Source organism: Nocardia arthritidis NBRC 100137 (genome assembly GCF_001612765.1).
GTDB classification, from domain to species: Bacteria; Actinomycetota; Actinomycetes; order Mycobacteriales; family Mycobacteriaceae; genus Nocardia; species Nocardia arthritidis.
Genome location: NZ_BDBB01000013.1, coordinates 89,546 through 107,553 on the forward strand (window position 1 = coordinate 89,546; position 18,008 = coordinate 107,553).

Here is an 18,008-nt window from a genome sequence, read left to right on the forward strand (position 1 = left end):
TCGGTACGTCATTTCGTCAGTCCGAGCAGTGCGGCGGTGAGCCCGTAGTCGGGTCCGAAGTCCTGCATGTTTCCGGTACGGCAGCCGTCGGCCTTCATCTGGATGCGCTCACAGAACAGGCTGACGATCTCACCCGACAGCGCGGTGCCGATCACCGCGTGCAGCCGGACGTACCCGTGCTCGCGGTTGATGATGTTGTCGACGTTCTGCATGACCATCGGCGCCAAGTCGGCGACTTCGGTGAGGCCGTAGGCGTTGTCGCGCAACTGCTGGGTCACGTTGGTCAGGCCGGTCATCGTGCCGGACAACTGGCTCTCGTACTGCGTCAGCGTGGTGCTGGTGTTGCGCAGGAAGGCGAGCAGCTGATCGAGTGTGGCCTGCAGGCCGGGCGCCTGGTCGGCGAGCAGACCGGTCATCTGGGTCACCCGGTTGCTGAAATCGCGCACCGACTGGTCGTTCTCGGCCAGCATGGTCGTGAGGTCGTTCAGCTTGATGATGATGCTGGAGATCGCGTCCTTGTTGTCCACACCGACCTTCAGCGCGCTGGACAGCGCGTTGAGGGTGTCACGGATCTTCTCGCCGTTGCCGTTGAGCATCGGGTAGAGCACCCGGCCCGACAGCGGGCCGATGCCCTCCTGGCCCGGCTCCGGCTTCAGCGCGGCGGCGAACTGATCGATGGTCTTGATCATCGTGTCCAGCTCGACCGGCGTCTTGGTGCGGGCTTTGGGCAGGTGCGCGCCGTCGGACAAGGTCGCGCCGCCGGTGTAGACCGGGGTGAGTTCGATGTGCCGGTCGGTCACGATGGACGGCGAGATGATCGCGGCGATGGCGTCCTTCGGGACCTTCACGTCCTTGTCGATGGACATGTGCACCTCGATCAGGGTGCCTTTGGGCACGATCTTGTCGACCTTGCCGACATCGAGCCCCAGCACCGTGATCGGGTTGCCCTCGTAGATGCCCGCGATGTTGTCGAAGTCCGCGGTGAACTGCAGTGTGGTGCCCAGCGTGTTGTTCACCGAACTCGGCAGCAGCGAACAGCTGCCGATCGTGAGCGCGGCGGCGCTGATCATGAGCGCCTTAGCGGCGCTCCTCAGCGGAAAGCCCGTGCGGAATCTCATCCCTGGCACCCCTCGATGACTTGGGCGAAGCACAACCAGTTGTCCGGGAACAGCCACGGCAGGCCGACATCGCCGTACGGACCGCTGCCGCCCCAGGAGTTCGCCAGGTAGCGCAGGGTCGGCGGCATGATCGACAGCATCCGATCCAGGTTGTCCTTGTTCTTCTGCAGGCCCTCGGCCATGGTGTTCAGCTGCTGGATGGTCGGGCCGAGCTGATCGTTGTTCTCCGCGCCGATCGCCTCCAGCTGCTTGGTCAGCGCGGCGACGTTGTCCAGCAACTGGCGCAGCAGCGCCTGGCGCTCCATCACCCGATTGGCGATGGCCTCACCCTGGGTGATCACCAGCAGGATGCTGTTGCGGTTGTCGCCGAGGATCCGGGTGACCCGGTCCAAGTCCTTCAGCAGGGTGTCCACCTCGGCCTTACGGCTGTCGATCACCTTGGCCAGCGCGCCGACGCTGTCCAGCGCCTGGGCGGTGAGCTGGGGCGAGCCGTTCATCTGCTCGTTGATCAGGTTCAGCGAGTCGGACAGCTTCTTGGTGTCGAGCGCTTCGAACTTCGGGGTGCCGATCTGCACGACGTCGGCCAGGTTGTACGGCACCGAGGTGTTGGACACCGGGATCCGCTTGCCCTCGAGGCCCGAACCGTCGCCCGGCTCGAGGTCGACGTACCTGGCGCCGAGCAGCGTGGCCATCTTTATCGAGGCGCGCGCGTCCGGGCCGAGTTTCACGTCGTCGCTGACGCTCAGCGTGAGCAGCACGTGACTGCCCTCGAGTTCGGCGTCGACCACCCGCCCGGAGGACACCCCCGCGATGTTCACCTTGTCGCCGACCCTGATGCCGGCGGCCTGCACGAACTCGGCCTTGATCGACTGCTCGCCGACGCCGAGAAGCTTGTAGACGCTGGACACCACCAGCAGCACCACGATGAGGACACCGCCGATGATGCCCAACCAGAAGTACCGGTTGCTGTCGAACCTGGACCTGAGCTTCGTCATCATGGGCGGCACACCGCCGAGTGCGAGGTGCCACCGATCTGCGAGAACAGACCGCGGGGGAAGAGGACGCCGTAGAGCGACACGTCCAGCCCGCACAGGTAGGCGTTGGCGTAACCGCCCTCCGAGGTGTGCCTGCCCGCCGCGGACAGGACGTTCGGCAGGTCGATCGCCGCTTGATCGAGCTTGGCGCCGTTGTCCAGCAGCAGCGTCAGCGCGGCGCTGGTGGAGTTCTGCGCCGTGCGCAGGCTCGGCTGGATCCGGTCCATCATGCCGACCAGCGACGTGGTCGCGGTCGCGATCTGCTCGGTCGAGCCGAGCAACGACTGTCCTTGTTCGTACAGCCCGCCGATCAAGGCCCGGGTCTGGGTCACCAGGGTCTCCAATTCATCACCTCGTTTCGCCAACCCCGACATCACGCCCGACAGGTTGGTGATCACATCGGACAGGATCGCGTCCCTGCGCTGGAAGTCGGTGGCCAGCTGGGCGGCCTGCACGATGAACGCACTCAACGAGACGCCGTCACCCTGCAATGCCTGGATGAAGGTCTCCGACAACCGGTTGACCTGCTCGGGCTGCAACACCTGGAACAGCGGCTGGAATCCGTTGAGCAGACCCGAGACGTCGAACGACGGCTCGGTCCGATCGATCGGGATGGAACCGTTGTTTTTCAGCGGCGCCGGGCTCGACGCCTTGCCGGGAGCCAGCGCCACGTACCGTTGGCCGATCAGGTTCTGGTAGCGGACCAGCGCTTTGGTGTCGTTGTAGAGCGTCTGGTCGCGCTGCACGACGAAGGTCACCTTGGCGACCGACTTCTTCAGATTCGCGTCGCGGCCTCGCTCGATCTTCTCGACCTTGCCCACCCGCACGCCCGCCATGCGGACGTCGTCGCCCTCGTGCAGACCGAGCACGTCGGAGAACGTCGCGGAGTAGGTGTAGGTGTCGCCGTTGACGATGCGCGCCAGCGTGTTCCACACCACCACCGTGACCAGGATCGACACGATGGCGAAGATGGTGAAGCCGATCAGCGGCTTGCGAATGCTCATCGTCCGGCACCGTTGTCGGACACCTGCATGGTTCCGCCCTTCAGAATCGAGCTCAGCAGCAGATATTCGGCGGTGGTCGGCTTGCGGCCGAGCAGCGCGGGGATCGCCGAGTCACCCCGGTAGGAGATCGGCGCCGCCGAGGGGGTGCCTTCGGGCGCGGCGGCAGGCGCGACGGGCGCCGGAGCCGCGGCAGGCGGGAGCAGACCCGGCGGCAGCATCGGGAACAGGCCTTCGAGCGGAGTGCCCGCGAACGGAGCGGGTGCACCGCCGGTGGGGGCGGCCGCGGTGGCGCGGTTCGGGTCCGGTGTGGTGACGCCGGGGATCAGCGGCAGGCCCGGCATCGGCACGACCGGCGGAAGCCCGGCGGCCGAGGCGAGCGCGCGCGGCTTCAGCTGTTCGGGCAGCTCGCCGACGTCGGCGACGGCGGGAGCGGTGTAGCAGCTCGGCCCGACCATGTCGCCGTAGCGCGGGCAATCGGCCACGGTGTAGGGCCGGTACGGCGTGAGCGTGATGCCCGCGTCCCAGACCTGCTGCTTCTGCGGGCCCCACTTGAACGTGGTGTCCATCCGGCGCATGGTCTCGCTGAGGTTCAGCAGGCTCCTGGTGATCGCGTCCGGGTCCGCGGCGAGTGCGCCGAACATGTCGTTCGTGCCGGCGGTCACCTCGATGCCCACGTTCGGGTTGCGGGCGAACAGGTCGTTGACCGTGTCGATCGTGCCCGAGGTGCCCGTGATCAACGCGACCAGCTCGCTGCGGCGGTCGGCGATGGTGCGCGCGGTCTGCACCGAGGTGCCGAGCACGTCGACCAGCTCGGGCGCGGACTGGTTGAGCGCGTTGAACGAGGCGGAGAAGTCACCCAGCAGCGCACCGAGATCGGGAATCGACTCGTCCACGGCCAGCAGCCAGCGGTCCAGCCGCTCGACGGTGGAGCCGGGCACCCGGCCGCTGCCGTCCAGCGCCTGCGACAGGGTGCCCAGCACCCGGCCGAACTGCACCGGATCGATCTTGTCGAGGATGTTGCGCACCGTGGTGAGCGTGTCTTGCAGCGCGATGGTGCCCTTGCTGCGGTCTTCCTCGATGACCGAACCCTCGTGCAGGTACTGGTCGGCGGGGCCGTTGAAGACGAGTTCGACGGAGGTGACGGCGAACAGGTTGCTCGGCACCACGCGAGCGGTCACGTTGGCCGGGATGTCGTCGGCGAACTCCGGCTTCATCTCGATCCGGACCTTCTGCAGTTCGCCCTTGGCCGCGACGTCGACGGTCTTCACAGCGCCGACGAGAACGCCGCGGAACTTGACGTCGGCCTGCTCGGGCAGACCGTCACCCGTGGTGGTCAGGTTCGCGGTGACGTTGACCTTTTCCTGGAAGAACCCCTTGTAGCGCAGCATCAGGAAGCTGAGTACCAGCGCGAACACGACCAGACCGCACACGCCTGCGATGAACAGCTGCCGCATCGTGGGCCCGCGCCCACTGGGATCGATGATCATCTGGTGTCTACCCCGAGATCCGGATGCCGGGGTTGACGCCCCAGATCGCCAATGTCATGAACAAGTTCGCGAAAACGACCGCGATGATGCACATCTTGATCGCGCGGCCCGCGGCCACGCCGACGCCCTCCGGGCCACCGGAGGCGAAGAAGCCGTAGTAGCACTGGATGAACGTGGTGATCGCGACGAACAGGATCGCCTTGATCAGCGAATAGACGACGTCGGCCGGAACGAGGAACTGATAGAAGTAGTGCTGGTAGGTGCCTGCGGCGGTACCGCCGATCAGCTGCACGGTCACCGAGCAGGAGACGTAGGCCATCGTGAGGCCCAAGCAGTACAGCGGGATGATGGCGATCATCGCCGCGAACATCCTGGTGCTGATCAGGTAGGGCAGCGGCCGGATGGCGATGGATTCCAGCGCGTCGATCTCCTCGGAGATGCGCATGGCCCCGAGCTGCGCGGTGAACCGGCAGCCCGCCTGAGCGGCGAAGGCCAGCGTGGCGAGCAGCGGGCCGAGTTCGCGAGTCGTGGCGAACGCCGAGATCGCGCCGGTGATCGGGCTCAGGCCGAGCAGGTTCAGCGAGTTGTAGCCCTGGATCCCGACGGTCATGCCGCCGAAGGCGCTCAGAATGACGACGACGCCGATGGTGCCGCCGCCGACGACGAGATTGCCGTTGCCCCAGGTGACGTCGGAGAGCAGGCGCCACACTTCCTTGGGGTAGTGCTTGAGCGCCAGCGGAATCGAGCCGATCGAGCGCAACAGGAAGAAGACCTGGTGGCCGAGCCTGGCGAGCCAATCGACCGGCGCCTGGGCCGATTTCCGGATCGTCTGGAGAGGCCGCAACAGCGGCGGTACATAGGTTGATGACACCGGCTCAGACCACCTGTGACGGGAATAGTGCGTTGTAAACCTGGGTGATGATGAGGTTCACCCCGAACAGCATGATGGTGGAGCCCACCACCGCGGAATTCACCGAGTTCGCGACACCGCCGGGACCACCGCGGGTGTTCAATCCGGTATCGCAGGCGATGATTGCCGCCAGCAGACCGAAAATCAGCGATTTCACCAGCGCGACAAGAAGATCGGTGGTAACGGCGAACGACGAGAAGGTGCCGACATAGGAGCCCGGCGTGCCGTTCTGCGCGAATATATTGAAGATGTAGCCGGTCAGGAATCCCACGAAGACGACGAAGCCGCACAGCAGCACGCTCACCAGCATCGCCGCGCCGAGCCGCGGGGCGACCAGCCTGCGCATGGGGTCGACGCCCATGACCTTCATGGCGTCGATCTCCTCGCGGATGGTGCGCGAGCCGAGATCGGCGCAGACCGCGGAGCCGACGGCGCCCGCGATCATCAACGAGGTGACCAACGGGGCGCCCTGCTGGATGATGCCGAGGCCGTTGGCCGCGCCGATGAACGAGGTGGCGCCGACCTGGCCGGCGACCGATCCGACCTGGATGGAGACGATGACGCCGATCGGGATGGCGACCAGCAGCGTCGGCGCCGCGGAGACGCTGGCCATGAACGCGCACTGCCGGACGAATTCGGCGAAGGGGAAGCGCCTGCGGAAAATCGAGACGAACAGTTCGGCGACAGCGGCGAAGCCCATCGTGATCTGCCTGCCGAAGGTCTCCAGCGAACGCTTCGGATGATCCTGCCAGTAAGACCTCGTCCAATCGACCGCACCGCTGAACCGTGACCCTGATGGTGGACTCTCGGTCGACTGCACTGGCTAATCCTCCTCGACGCCGGTTGGCTGCCCCGGCGACTCGTTTGCTTGACGCACCTTACTACGGAGTAGTGCAGAACACACCATCCACTTGTGATCGCAGTCATAGATGTGGCTCACCGATGCCGGAAAGCAATGGTTAAGCCGTGGAACATTGGGAACGAACCCAAAGAAGGCGCCCCGACCTCTGGCACAAGCTACAGCCCAACTGCACGAATCCGGGATCCACGACGGCGATTCGGCTAATTTCTTTGGATAATTCTCATCGAAAATCAGATTTGTTTCCGGAGACCAACACAACGGCTCCTTACTATCACCCGGACACTAACGGGCACGGCCTTTTCACAATTGTGATAGCCGAATGCTATTAGGCGCGTAAGATACATCTCATCTCAGTTGTATGAAATAGGGTTGAAGCGCGGAGCAGTGGGGACAACCCCGTAGTGGTGACGCGCCCGAGACCGTTTACTGACACGATGGGTGCGACAGATTGATATCGTGCGGGCTTCCGACGTCTGGAGGGACATGTTCAGCAAACTCGCCAAGGTGGCCAACGCCGCCTTCGCCGTCGCCCTTGGCGCGGCGCTGCTCGGCACGGGCACAGGGGCCGCGAACGCCCAAACGGGCCCGCCGGTGTTGGGCGGTGGATCCGGCATCATCATCGACAACCAATTCGAGTGCACGGTCACGACTGTCGGCCACGACAACGCGGGACGTCTGGTCGGCTTGACCGCGGGCCACTGCGGCGACCCGGGCGCGCAGGTCTACGCCGAAGCCGATCGGGAGGCGGGCGTGATCGGCCGGTTCGCCTACTCCAACCACGACCTGGACTACGCCGTCATCCAGTTCGATCCGGGCAAGATCACCCCGGTGAACCGGATCGGCAACGTCACCATCACCGGCCTGGGCGCACCGGCCAGCTTCCCGCAGATCGTGTGCAAGGAAGGGCGCACCACCGGCAACACCTGTGGTATCGCCTGGGGTGACGTCTTCCGGACGAACGTCGAGACCTGGAGCCAGATGTGCGTGGTGGAAGGCGACTCCGGTGCGCCGGTGGTCGTCGGGACGACGCTGGTGGGCATGGTGAACGCCTACCTCGCCCTCGCGTGCTTCGGTCCTGAGGTCGGTACCAACATGAGCGCGATCGTGGCCGACATCAACGCGCGCGGCGGCGTCGGCACGGGTTACGTCCCGATCTGAGCGGACCACACTTTCGGCTTGCGGCCCGAGCGGAGCGATCCGTTCGGGCCGCTTATCTTTCGCCGGGAGCCGGGGCCACCGCCGGACCCGCGACGGCGCACTGCGGCATGCAGTCGACGCTGTCCAACGCGGGTGCGTGCCGCTCGGGACGCAACAGCACGGCGGCGAGCACCGCGCCGGTCACCAGCAGTCCGGCACACAGCCACATAGCGGTGGCGAAGCCGTCGTCGAAGGCTGCCGGATCACCCAGCGCCCCCGAGATGCCCGCGATCCCGGGCAGCGCCGCCACCGCGAGCAGCTGCGCGGTGCGCGCGACGGCGTTGTTCACCCCCGAGGCGATGCCCGCCTCGCTCGCGGGCACCGCGCCGAGCACCGCGCCGGTGAGCGGCGCGACCAGCACCGCGAGCCCCAGCCCGAAGACCAGGACGCCCGGAAGCACGTCGATGAAGTACCTGGTCTCGGGTCCGATGCGCAGCAGCAGCACCAGCCCCGCCGCCGCCAGCAGCGGTCCGGCGGTCATCGGAATGCGCGGTCCGTGCACTTGCGCCCAGCGTCCGGCAGGAGCCGAGAGCGCCAGCATGATGACGGTGACCGGCACGGTCGCGACCCCGGACATCAGCGGCGAGTATCCGGCCACCAGTTGCAGTTCCAGCACCAGCAGGAAGAACACGCCACCGAGGGCGGCGTAGACCGCGAGCGTCACGAGATTCGCCGCGGTGAACACCCGCGAGCCGAACAGCGCGGGCGGCACCAGCGGGTGACCGCTGCGCAGCTCGATCAGGACGAAGGCCCCGAGCAGCACGACACCGGCCACGATGAGCGAAGGCATGGTGTCGATCAGTCCCAGGGTCAGCGCACCGAGTGCCAGCGCCACCACCAGTGCGCCGGGCACGTCGAGTTCGTCGGCGGCGCCGGGATCGCGGCTCTCGGGCACGTGCCGCAGCGCGACCAGGACGACGACCAGGGTCAGCGGAACATTGAGGAAGAAGATGGACCGCCAGCCCGCGACCTCGATGAGCCAGCCGCCGAGGAACGGCCCGAGCGCGCCTGCCACGCCGCCGAAGCCCGACCACAGGCCGATCGCCGCGCCTTGATCGCGCCGATCGATGGACGAGGAGATCAGCGCCAGGCTGCCCGGCGTGAGCATCGCGCCCGCGACGCCCTGCAGGATCCGGGCCGCGACCAGCATCTCGATGGTCGTCGCGACGCCGCACAACACCGACGTGAACGCGAACGCCACGGTTCCCCACACGAAGACCCGGCGTCGGCCGAGCTTGTCGCCGAGCGAGCCGCCGAGCAGGATGAACGATGCGAGGGTCAGGGTGTACCCGTTCAACGTCCACTGCAGCCCGGCGACATCGGTATCCAGCGATTCGCCGATCCGCGGCAACGCGATGTTCACGACCGTCGCGTCGAGCGAGGCGACCGACGAGCCGAGGATGGTGGCCAGCAGGATCCAGCGACCGGTGCCGGATTGCAGCCGCGGTAGCTCGGTGGTGCTCACCAACCCAACCTAGCGGCCCGCAGGCGATGGGAAGTCCCGGTCAGAGTTCCTGGACGCAGACGACGAACCGGCGCTTGTCGTAGACGTATCCGGTGCCGCTGCCGCAGACGCTGACGTCATCGGCGCCCTGCTGGATCTTGACCACCTTCACGCCCTTCGACGGCGACGAGCCGGTGCAGTCGATGCGCTTGGGGTCGTCACCGCCGACGTCCATGCAGCCGCCGACCACCCAGTCGATGTCCAGGCACAACGCACCCTGCTCGATGCCGTTGATGGTCTCGGCGTAGTAGTTGTCGGCGTCGCTGCTGCACTGCGAGCTCTTCGCCTTCTTGTCGATCACCTTGTAGTTCGACTCACGGCTGCCGCACGATGCCTTTTCGATGGTGGCGTTGGTGGTGGTGCCGCCGAGTTTCACGCAGTCGTTGACGTTCGCGTCGAAGTCGGTATTGCCGCTCGGCTTGCTCGTCGTCGGCTTGCTGGTGCTCGGAGTGGGCTTGCCCGACGACGGTTTCGGCGTGCTGGTCACCGACACCGCGTCGATCGTCCCGTTGTCCACGGCAGGCTGGGCGGTACCGCTGATCGTGGAACTACAGCCGACCAACGACAATCCCGCCGCGATGGCGAATCCGGCGAAGGCGAGACGCCCCCAGGTCAGTTGACGAGACACGTACAGTCCTCCCGAGCTGTAACGCCGGCGAACTCACGCCCCCGTGATCCGAAGTTGCCTTGGCTGTGCTTGAAATACCACGCCATGAATACACCATGGACCGAGCGCACGTCGAGCCGAAGGCGGAAACGAACCACGGCCAACGAGTCTGGGTATGGTGGGATTTCTGGTCCGAGAGGAGTCCCCCGGTGAAGCTGATCAGCGCAATCGTGTGTTCGACCGCCGCGATCGGAGGCTCCCTCGTCGTTCCGGGGACGGCGGGCGCGGCCGACGTGCACTGCCGATCGGACCACGGGACCGACATCACCGTCATCGATGGGGAGACGGCCTGCCGTGCGGCGACCGACAGCTACGGATCGGCCAGGGCCAGCGGGATCGATGGGGTCGGGTATGCCAACGCGACTCTCGGCGCCACGGCCATCGGCATCGGCGCGGCGGGCGGCGTCGGTGCGAGCGAAGGCGCGGGCGGAGTTCCGGTCGCGGTCGGCCTCGGCCCGGACGCGGTCGCGCTGACCTCGACCAACGATGACCCCGCGGCACGGACGTTCGCGATCTCCATCGCACTCGAAGGATCGCGAGCGGGGGTGGAAACCGCCGAACAGTCGGTCGTCTGCCTGGGCGTCGCGGCCTTCGCGTGGAACGCCGACAGCGGCCACGCCTGCCTTGCCACCCCTTTTGGGCTCTGGCAGACCCACTGAACGGGTTACGCTGGTTGACCAGCCCGGATAACGGCGGTCAGGAGGTGACCCCATGGTTTCGGCAATGGCGGCGGACGACTTCGAACCCGCCGATTCGGCCCGCGAGAAGCTGGCGGCACCGCGCGAGATGCTGGTCGACCCACGTTTCATCCGACTGGCCGATCAATTCTTCGGCATGTTCGCCCAACCCGCGCGCGGCGGCGGCGCGCTGGCGGTCTACCTCGACGGCAGACCCGTGGTCGACATCTGGGCCGGCTGGGCGGACAAAGAGCGGCGCTGGAACGGCGATACCGTCGCGCTGACCTTCTCCACCGGCAAGGGCGTTGCCTCGACCGTCGTCCACCGCCTGGCCGAACGGGGTCTGATCGGTTACGACACCCCGGTGGCCGCGTATTGGCCGGAGTTCGCCGCGCACGGCAAAGACGACATCACGGTGCGCGACGTCCTCTGTCACCGCGCCGGCTTGCACCGGGTGCGCGGCCTGGTGCCCGGCCGCGAGGGCATCCTGCACTACGACGCCGTGGTCCGGGCGCTGGCCGACAGCCCGCCGGACCCCCGGCGCATCCGCACCTCCGGCTACCACGCGATCACCTTCGGCTGGCTGGTCGCCGAACTCGTGCAGCGGACGACGGGCACACCGTTCACCGACGTGTTGCGCACCGAGATCGCCGAGCCGCTCGGCTTGGACGAGTACTGGTTCCGCGTCCCGGAGTCCGAACGACACCGGATCGCCAAGATCTTCCGCCCCCTCGGCCCGCCGGGCATCCGCTGGAACACCGCCTCCTCGGTGCTGTCCTGGGTGCGGCCGGTGCGCGGGCTCGCCGAGGCGGGCATGCCGGAGAGTTTCGACGAGTTGGTCCGCGACCCCCGGGTGCACGACGCGGTGATGCCGGGCTGGAACGGCGTCTTCTCGGCGCGCGCACTGGCGCGGATGTACGGTGCGCTGGCCAATGGCGGAGTGGTCTACGCCGGCCTCTCCGGGCGAGGCGTGCGCGAGGTCGGCGCGACCGGATCCGAGCGCGTCGTGCGGTTCCTGGCGCCGGAGACGATCGCGACGATCGGCCGGGCGCAGTCGGCCCACAGCCGCGATTACGTGCTCGGTCTGCCGATCACCTTCACGCTCGGTTATCACCGCCCGGTATTGATGTCCAAGCAGCAACCGCGACACGCGTTCGGCCACTACGGCGTGGGCGGCTCCGGCGCGTACGCGGACCCGGATCTCGGCATGTCGATCGCGTTCGTGACCAACGGGCTCGGCAGCATGGTGACCGCACTCGGCGACGCCAGGCTTGCGCGGCTTGCGGCGACGGCGCAGACCACGGTGCGCAAGCACAAGCAGGCCCCGGGCTAGCGTCGAACCGCTGCGGTGGCGGCTTCGTAGTTCTCAGTATGGATGTGCGCATGCGTCGAGCCGACGGGGGTGATGACCACCGCGCCGGACCGCATGTGCCGCGCTCGACCGCACTGCACGCCGTGGCCGCGGGGATCGATTTCGACCGGTACTTCCGGTGGCGCAGAGCGCGCGAAGGCGACCCCTTCTATGTCCGTTTTCCGGGATTCGGCGCCGTGCTGTTCACCGGGACGGCCGTCGGCGCCCAGGAGATCTTCCGCTCGCCAGCGGATTTCTCCGAGCCACCCCGGCCGAACCCGATCGAACCGATGGTCGGCGCCGCGTCGCTGATTCTGGCCTCGGGCACGCGCCACCGCCGCGACCGCGCACTGCTCGCCCCGGCCTTCCACAGCGCACGGATACGGCGGTACGGCGCGCTCATCCGGGAAGCCACCCTGCGGGAGTTGGCCGGCGAGAGCGGTCAGGTATGGGCGGCGGGCGCGCGGGTCGACGCGCGGGCGGCGGCGCGTGCGCTCACGCTTCGGGTGATCGCCACGGCGGTGTTCGGCGTGTGCGACCCGCGGCGGCAAGCGGAGTACACCGCCGCGGTGACGGAATTCCTCACCGCGTTCTCCGGGCCGCTGCTCCTGGTGCCGGCGCTGCGGCACGGACTGGGCGGGCACGGACCCTGGGACCGGTTTCGCGCCGCGCGCGAACGACTGGATCGATTGATCCGGGCCGACATCGCACGCAGGCGCGGACACGTCTGCGCCCAGTCCGGCGACGTGCTCGACGTGCTGCTGTCCGCGTCCCCGGGCACCGCCGCGGACGACGAGCTCTGCGAGCAGATACGCACCTTGCTGGTGGCCGGGCACGAGACCACCGCGACCACCCTGGTCTGGGCGCTGTTGCGGCTGCACCGCGCGCCGGAGGTCTTGGCCCGGCTCCGGCGGGAGCTGCGCGACGCAGGCCCGGAGGCGAGCCCGGCGGAACTGGCCGCACTGCCCTACCTGGATGCCGTCTGCCAGGAGACGCTGCGGCTGCACCCGCCGGTTCCGATCGTCCTGCGTCGCCTGATCGAGCCTTTCGCGCTGCGCGGAGTGGCGCTCGCCCCGGGGGACACCATGGGGATCGCCGTGCCGTTGCTGCACTCCGATCCGGAGGTGTGGCCGGACCCGCGGCGCTTCGACCCAGGTCGCTTCACCGAGCGCCGCTACCGGCCGTTCGAGTTCGCCCCGTTCGGCGGCGGCCACCGGCGCTGCGTCGGCGCGGCCCTCGCGGACTACGAGTTGCGGATCGCGCTGGCCACCATCCTCGGGCGGGTAAGCCTGCGGCTGCCCCCGCGATATGCGCGCAGAGGCGTCCCGCGCTCGGTTCCGCACAACATCGCGACCGGTCCGCGTCGCCCGATTTCGTTCGAAGTCGTCAGTGAGCTTGGTCACTAACTGGTTTGCGGTGAACCAACTTTCACGCACTTGTCGGCTCCGCGCCGATGCTGTCCGTTCCGTTGTGACCGGGAGGTTTGCCCACACCGATACCCAAAGGAAGTGATTGTGACTGAAGCCACAACGAGCACGGTTGATGTATCACTCCGAAACGCCGGTGGCTAGGGGGCGCGCCGGGACGGTAGGAATGGACGACGGGTCGGGCCGTCGATACCAGTGGGGCGCTCTTCTGGCTCCGCGCTGAAATGAAAGATCTCGCCACGCGCGCTTACGCGTGCGCGCGAGAGATGGAATGGACGAGAAACCTATGCATGCCGCTTTGCACACCGGATCGTTGCCTGCTCGCCGCAAGGGAGCGCGGCTGACCCGCCGGATGCGCGAGGGCGCCCTGCTGTCCGCCGCTATCGCGGCGGCCGGTGTTCTGCTCGTCGCGCCTGCTCACGCCGAACCGATCCCGGGTCTCGGCACCGGATCGGCCGCCGCGGCCACCGAGCCCGCGCCGCAGGCGAACTTCGCCCCGCCCTCGATCAACATCGCCGACGGCGAGGTCGTCGGCGTCGCGCAGCCGATCATCATCACCTTCAAGGAGCCGGTGACCGACCACGCCACCGCCGAGAAGGCCATCCAGATCACCTCGTCGAAGGCCGCCCCCGGCCACTTCTACTGGCGTGGTGACAAGCAGGTGCGCTGGCGTCCGGACGAGTTCTGGCCGGACAACACCGACGTGCAGGTCCAGGCGGGCGGCACAACAAGCTCCTTCCGCATCGGCGACGCCTTCGTGACCACCGCCGACGACGAGACCCACACCATCACCATCACCCGCAACGGCGAGGTGGTGAAGGAGATGCCCACCTCGATGGGCAAGCCCAAGCACGAGACGCCGAACGGCACCTACATCGTGGGCGAGCAGCTGCGCAAGATGACCATGGACTCGTCGACCTACGGCGTGCCGGTCACCGACCCGGAGGGCTACAAGCTCGAGGTCGAGTACGCCACCCGCATCTCCAACAGCGGCATCTTCGTGCACGCGGCTCCCTGGTCGGTCGCGCAGCAGGGCGTGTCCAACGCCAGCCACGGCTGCCTGAACGTCAGCACCGAGGACGCCAAGTGGTTCTTCGAGAACGCGCGCCGCGGCGACCCGGTGATCGTGCAGAACACCCAGGGCGGCACGCTCAGCGCGAGCGACGGCCTCGGCGACTGGAACTGACGAGTCGGTAACCCCGGATCGGCGCGAAGCCGAACATTACGATCGATCCTCGAAGCGGTCGATCGTGATGTTCGGCTTTCGCTCTTTTCGGATGGTGGTCGCGAGAGTCGACCGCCGCTTTCAGGTGCGGCCCGGTGACCGGTTGTCCCGCGGCCCACGCCCGTCCGAGCCGAGACGACCGCTCGCGACCGCCTCGGCTGGCGGATCACCAGATCTTCACACGCTCAGCGGGATCCAAGTAGAGCGCATCACCGGGTTTCAGGTCGAACGCCTCGTGGAAGCTGTCGATGTTGCGCACGACCGCGTTGCAGCGGAACTCCGCCGGTGAGTGCGGATCGGTGGCGAGCCTGCGGACGGCTTCCTCCGCCCGGGCTTTCGTGCGCCACACCTGCGCCCAGCCGAAGAACACCCGTTGCAGGCCGGTGAGCCCGTCGATCTCCGGTGCGGGGGCGCCGCCCAGCGAGATCTTGTACGCCTCCAGCGCGATGGAGAGGCCGCCGAGGTCGCCGATGTTCTCGCCGATGGTGAACTCGCCGTTCACCGTGTGCTCGTCCGGTAGGTCCTTCGGGGACAGCACATCGTACTGATCGATCAGCGCCCTGGTCCGCTTGCCGAATTCGGCGCGGTCCTCGTCGGTCCACCAGTCCACCATGTTGCCGTCGCCGTCGTACTTCGAGCCCTGATCATCGAAGCCGTGCCCGATCTCGTGGCCGATCACCGCGCCGATACCGCCGTAGTTGGCGGCGTCGTCGGCGTCCATGTCGAAGAACGGCGGCTGGAGGATGGCGGCAGGGAAGACGATCTCGTTCATGCCGGGGTTGTAGTAGGCGTTCACCGTCTGCGGGGTCATGAACCATTCGTCCCGGTCGACCGGACCGCCGAGCTTCTTCAGATCCCGATCATGTTCGGCCGCATAGCCTCTGCGGTAGTTGCCCACCAGATCAGCCGGGTCGATCACCACGCCCGAGTAGTCCCGCCACTTGTCCGGATAGCCGATCTTCGGGGTGAACTTCTCCAGCTTCGCCAGCGCGGCGAGCCTGGTGCCCTCGCCCATCCACTCCAGTTCGGCGATATTGCGGCGGTATGCCTCCTGCAGGTTGGCCACCAACTCGACCATGCGCGCTTTGGCTTCGGGCGGGAAGTGCTCGGCCACATACAGTTTGCCGACCGCCTCACCGAGCAGACTCTGCACCAGCGCGACGCCGCGCTTCCAGCGTTCCCGGTTCTCCTCGGCGCCGGTGAGCGTGCGGCCGTAGAAGTCGAAGTTCTCCTCGACCACCTCGTCGGTCAGATACGGCGCCCGCGCGCGGAGCACTCGCCATGCCGCCCACGCCTGCCAGTCCGCGAGCGGCTCGTCGGCCCACAGCCGGGCGAACGTGCGCAGATAATCCGGCTGATGCACCACCGACTCGGCGAACAGCTCGGGCCCGGCCGCTTCCGCGCCTTCGGCCAGCGCGGAAGTCCACGCGGCCCAGTCGAACTCAGGGTTGTCGGCGACCAGCGCGTCGAAGGTGGTCAGGTTGTATCTGAGTTCGGCGTCCCGGCGGCGCACCACGTCCCAGTGCCCGGCGGCCAATTTCCGCTCCAGCTCGAAGACGCGTTCTCCGACGGTGCCGAGGTCGTCCGGCAGTAGCCCGGCGACCTGCGGGTCGGCGGCGGCCAAGGCGAACATGCGGTTGATGTGCGCGATGTACTTCGCGCGGATCTCGGCGAACTCGTCCTGCCGGTAGTACGACTCGTCGGGCAGGCCGATGCCGGACTGGGTGGCGTGCGCCAGATAGCGGTTGGAGTCCTTGTCGTCGGTGTCGACGAAAACGCCGACAGCGCCCCCGACGCCGGTGCGCTGCAGCCGGCCGAGCAGCGAGGCGAAAGTCCCCTTGTCGCCGACCTCGGCGATCGCCGCGAGTTCGGCCGCGATCGGTGCGAGCCCGGCGGCGGCCACCGCGTCGGTGTTCATGAAGCTGGAGTACAGGTCACCGATCTTGCGGGCTTCGCTGCCCGGCTCGGCGTCGGCGGCCGCGGCGTTCTGGATGATTGCCTGCACGTCCAGCTCGGCCTGGTCGTACAGCGCACGGAAGGCGCCGTCCACCGCCCGGTCGGCGGGGATCTGATAGTCGGCCAGCCATTTGCCGTTGACGTGCGCGAACAAGTCGTCCTGCACCCGCACGTCCTCGTCGAGGTGGGACAGGTCGATACCGGAAGGACGGGTCAGTTCGGAAGTCACGGTGTCCAGTATGCCGACAAGAGTGTGCGTCGGCCCCCGGGCACGACGGGCCCGGGGGGGGCGAGTAGGGGAGATCAGGCGGACACGACGGCGCGATCGAACTCGCCGTCATGTGCGCCGAGCAGGAAGGCGTTCCACTCCTCGGAGTTGTAGGTGAGGGTGATTCCGCCGTGACGTAGTGCGGTGTGACCGTCGGCGACGGGGTGCGCGCGCAGTTCGCCATTCGATCGCCCGCGGGTGCGCACGGCGTCGAGGAAAGCGATCCACTCGGCTGCGGTCACGGTGATGACGGGCTCGTCGCCGGGGTGGTTCGCCGGGTTGCGGCGATATTTGCTGTCACGGATGAGCACCGCGTCACCATCGAACCTGACCTCCACGCATTGGTTGCCATTGTTCGATCTGGTCGATGTGAACCAGCCGGTGCGTGCCGGCCGTGCGGTGATGGCCATGGGCAGGATTTTACACGCGAGAATAGCGTCTGATCAGGGCTAATGACTCCGCTCGTGAGAGCGACTGGTCCACCGCGCGCAGGTACGCGAAACGCAGATCGCGGACCAGATCCGGATCTTCGACGGCCCCGCCGAACACCGCGCTCTCCACCCAGCCGAACGTGGGCAGCTGTTCACCGGCGAAGTCGATGAGGTGGAAGCTGGAGCCGCCGAGCACCGCGCCCGCGGTGGCCGCGAACGGGATCACGCGCACCTCCACGGTGTCCACTTCCTCGATCAACGCGGCCAGGTAGTTCAGCTGTCCGCGCAGCACATCCGGGCCCCCGGTCTGCTGCAGCAGTGTGCCCTCACCGAACACCGCGGTGAGTTCCACCGGATCCGCGCCGCGCAGCCGCTCTTGGCGCCGCATCCGGATCGCCACCAACTGCTCGACCTGGACCGGCCGGATCATCACATCGGCGCTGATCAGCGCGCGGGCGTAGTCCTCGGTCTGCAACAAACCCGGCACGACGAGGCTGTCATAGCTGCGAATGCTCTGCGCGCCGTATTCCATGCCGTAGAGCCGCTGCAGTTCCGGTCCGATCAACGCCGAGGACTTCGCCCACCATCCGCGCTGCTTGCTGGCCTCCAACAGGGTCAGCAGCTCCGCACGCTCCTCGGCTTCCACCTCGAGCAGTTCGAGCACCGGGCCGATGGTCTCGGTGGTGAGTACCCGTCTGCCCTTCTCCACGTGCGACCAGTTGGCCGGTGTGAAGCCCACTCGCCTCGCGAAGCCCGCCGAGTCGAACCCCCGCTGTTCCCGCAGTTCACGCAACCGCAGCACCAGCTCCCAGCGGGCAACGGTGGGCGAGAGGGGTGCCATGGGCAGGATGCTACGCCCACGCCGACGCGCGCCCCGGGTGACTATTGTC

The 18,008-nt window shown here is 67.4% G+C and carries 16 protein-coding genes; 5 read left to right on the forward strand and 11 right to left on the reverse strand.

Annotated elements, in window-relative coordinates; translation table 11 throughout:
• Positions 1-8 precede the first annotated feature (8 nt).
• From NA8_RS11270 to NA8_RS11295, 6 genes are read right to left on the reverse strand one after another with little or no spacing between them, the layout of a single operon-like run.
• Positions 9-1,118, reverse strand: a complete 1,110-nt coding sequence (locus NA8_RS11270; RefSeq protein WP_063050319.1) for an MCE family protein — start codon at positions 1,116-1,118, stop codon at positions 9-11.
• Positions 1,115-2,113: an MCE family protein gene (locus NA8_RS11275; protein ID WP_063050320.1), complete on the reverse strand. Its 999-nt coding sequence runs from the start codon at positions 2,111-2,113 to the stop codon at positions 1,115-1,117. Before NA8_RS11275 ends, NA8_RS11270 begins: the two co-directional genes overlap by 4 nt.
• Entirely contained in the window at positions 2,113-3,156 is a 1,044-nt protein-coding gene (locus NA8_RS11280) for an MCE family protein (protein ID WP_063050321.1), read from the reverse strand. Before NA8_RS11280 ends, NA8_RS11275 begins: the two co-directional genes overlap by 1 nt.
• Complete coding sequence (locus NA8_RS11285) at positions 3,153-4,643, reverse strand: MCE family protein (RefSeq protein ID WP_063050322.1); 1,491 nt, start codon at positions 4,641-4,643, stop codon at positions 3,153-3,155. Before NA8_RS11285 ends, NA8_RS11280 begins: the two co-directional genes overlap by 4 nt.
• 7 nt (positions 4,644-4,650) lie before the next feature.
• Positions 4,651-5,514 (reverse strand): ABC transporter permease, encoded by an 864-nt coding sequence (locus NA8_RS11290; protein WP_063050323.1) that lies wholly within the window; start codon positions 5,512-5,514, stop codon positions 4,651-4,653.
• 4 nt (positions 5,515-5,518) lie between these two features.
• Entirely contained in the window at positions 5,519-6,373 is an 855-nt protein-coding gene (locus NA8_RS11295; protein WP_063050324.1) for an MlaE family ABC transporter permease, read from the reverse strand.
• 525 nt (positions 6,374-6,898) lie between these two features.
• Between NA8_RS11295 and NA8_RS11300 the strand changes: the two genes are divergently transcribed.
• Positions 6,899-7,573, forward strand: coding sequence for a S1 family peptidase (locus NA8_RS11300; RefSeq protein ID WP_063050325.1), 675 nt, complete (start codon positions 6,899-6,901; stop codon positions 7,571-7,573).
• Positions 7,574-7,625: 52 nt separating this feature from the next.
• On the opposite strand, the gene NA8_RS11305 is transcribed toward NA8_RS11300, so the two are convergent.
• Both NA8_RS11305 and lppU read right to left on the reverse strand, forming a co-directional pair.
• The gene (locus tag NA8_RS11305) at positions 7,626-9,077 is read right to left on the reverse strand and encodes an MFS transporter (RefSeq protein WP_063050326.1); all 1,452 of its coding nucleotides are present in this window, start codon (positions 9,075-9,077) and stop codon (positions 7,626-7,628) included.
• Between the two features lie 40 nt (positions 9,078-9,117).
• A complete protein-coding gene (gene lppU, locus NA8_RS11310) occupies positions 9,118-9,744 on the reverse strand; it encodes an LppU family putative lipoprotein (RefSeq protein WP_063050327.1) in 627 nt (208 codons plus the stop codon).
• A 188-nt stretch (positions 9,745-9,932) separates the two neighbouring features.
• Between lppU and NA8_RS11315 the strand changes: the two genes are divergently transcribed.
• The 4 genes from NA8_RS11315 (at position 9,933) to NA8_RS11330 (ending at position 14,424) form a co-directional block, all read left to right on the forward strand.
• Positions 9,933-10,442 carry a DUF6764 family protein gene (locus NA8_RS11315; RefSeq protein WP_063050328.1) on the forward strand — a complete coding sequence of 170 codons (510 nt, stop codon included), beginning with the start codon at positions 9,933-9,935 and terminating at the stop codon, positions 10,440-10,442.
• 127 nt (positions 10,443-10,569) lie between these two features.
• Positions 10,570-11,793 carry a serine hydrolase domain-containing protein gene (locus tag NA8_RS11320; protein ID WP_157106653.1) on the forward strand — a complete coding sequence of 408 codons (1,224 nt, stop codon included), beginning with the start codon at positions 10,570-10,572 and terminating at the stop codon, positions 11,791-11,793.
• Between the two features lie 50 nt (positions 11,794-11,843).
• Positions 11,844-13,217, forward strand: coding sequence for a cytochrome P450 (locus tag NA8_RS11325; RefSeq protein ID WP_063050416.1), 1,374 nt, complete (start codon positions 11,844-11,846; stop codon positions 13,215-13,217).
• 307 nt (positions 13,218-13,524) lie between these two features.
• On the forward strand, positions 13,525-14,424 hold the full coding sequence (locus NA8_RS11330; RefSeq protein WP_169810489.1) for a L,D-transpeptidase: 900 nt from the start codon (positions 13,525-13,527) through the stop codon (positions 14,422-14,424).
• Between the two features lie 205 nt (positions 14,425-14,629).
• Here the strand turns inward: NA8_RS11330 and NA8_RS11335 are convergent, their stop codons facing one another.
• From NA8_RS11335 to NA8_RS11345, 3 genes are all read right to left on the reverse strand, one after another.
• Positions 14,630-16,648 (reverse strand): M13 family metallopeptidase, encoded by a 2,019-nt coding sequence (locus NA8_RS11335; protein ID WP_063050331.1) that lies wholly within the window; start codon positions 16,646-16,648, stop codon positions 14,630-14,632.
• A gap of 74 nt (positions 16,649-16,722) precedes the next feature.
• Positions 16,723-17,097, reverse strand: a complete 375-nt coding sequence (locus NA8_RS11340) for a DUF397 domain-containing protein (RefSeq protein ID WP_063050332.1) — start codon at positions 17,095-17,097, stop codon at positions 16,723-16,725.
• Between the two features lie 10 nt (positions 17,098-17,107).
• Positions 17,108-17,959: a Scr1 family TA system antitoxin-like transcriptional regulator gene (locus NA8_RS11345; RefSeq protein ID WP_063050333.1), complete on the reverse strand. Its 852-nt coding sequence runs from the start codon at positions 17,957-17,959 to the stop codon at positions 17,108-17,110.
• Positions 17,960-18,008 lie beyond the last annotated feature (49 nt).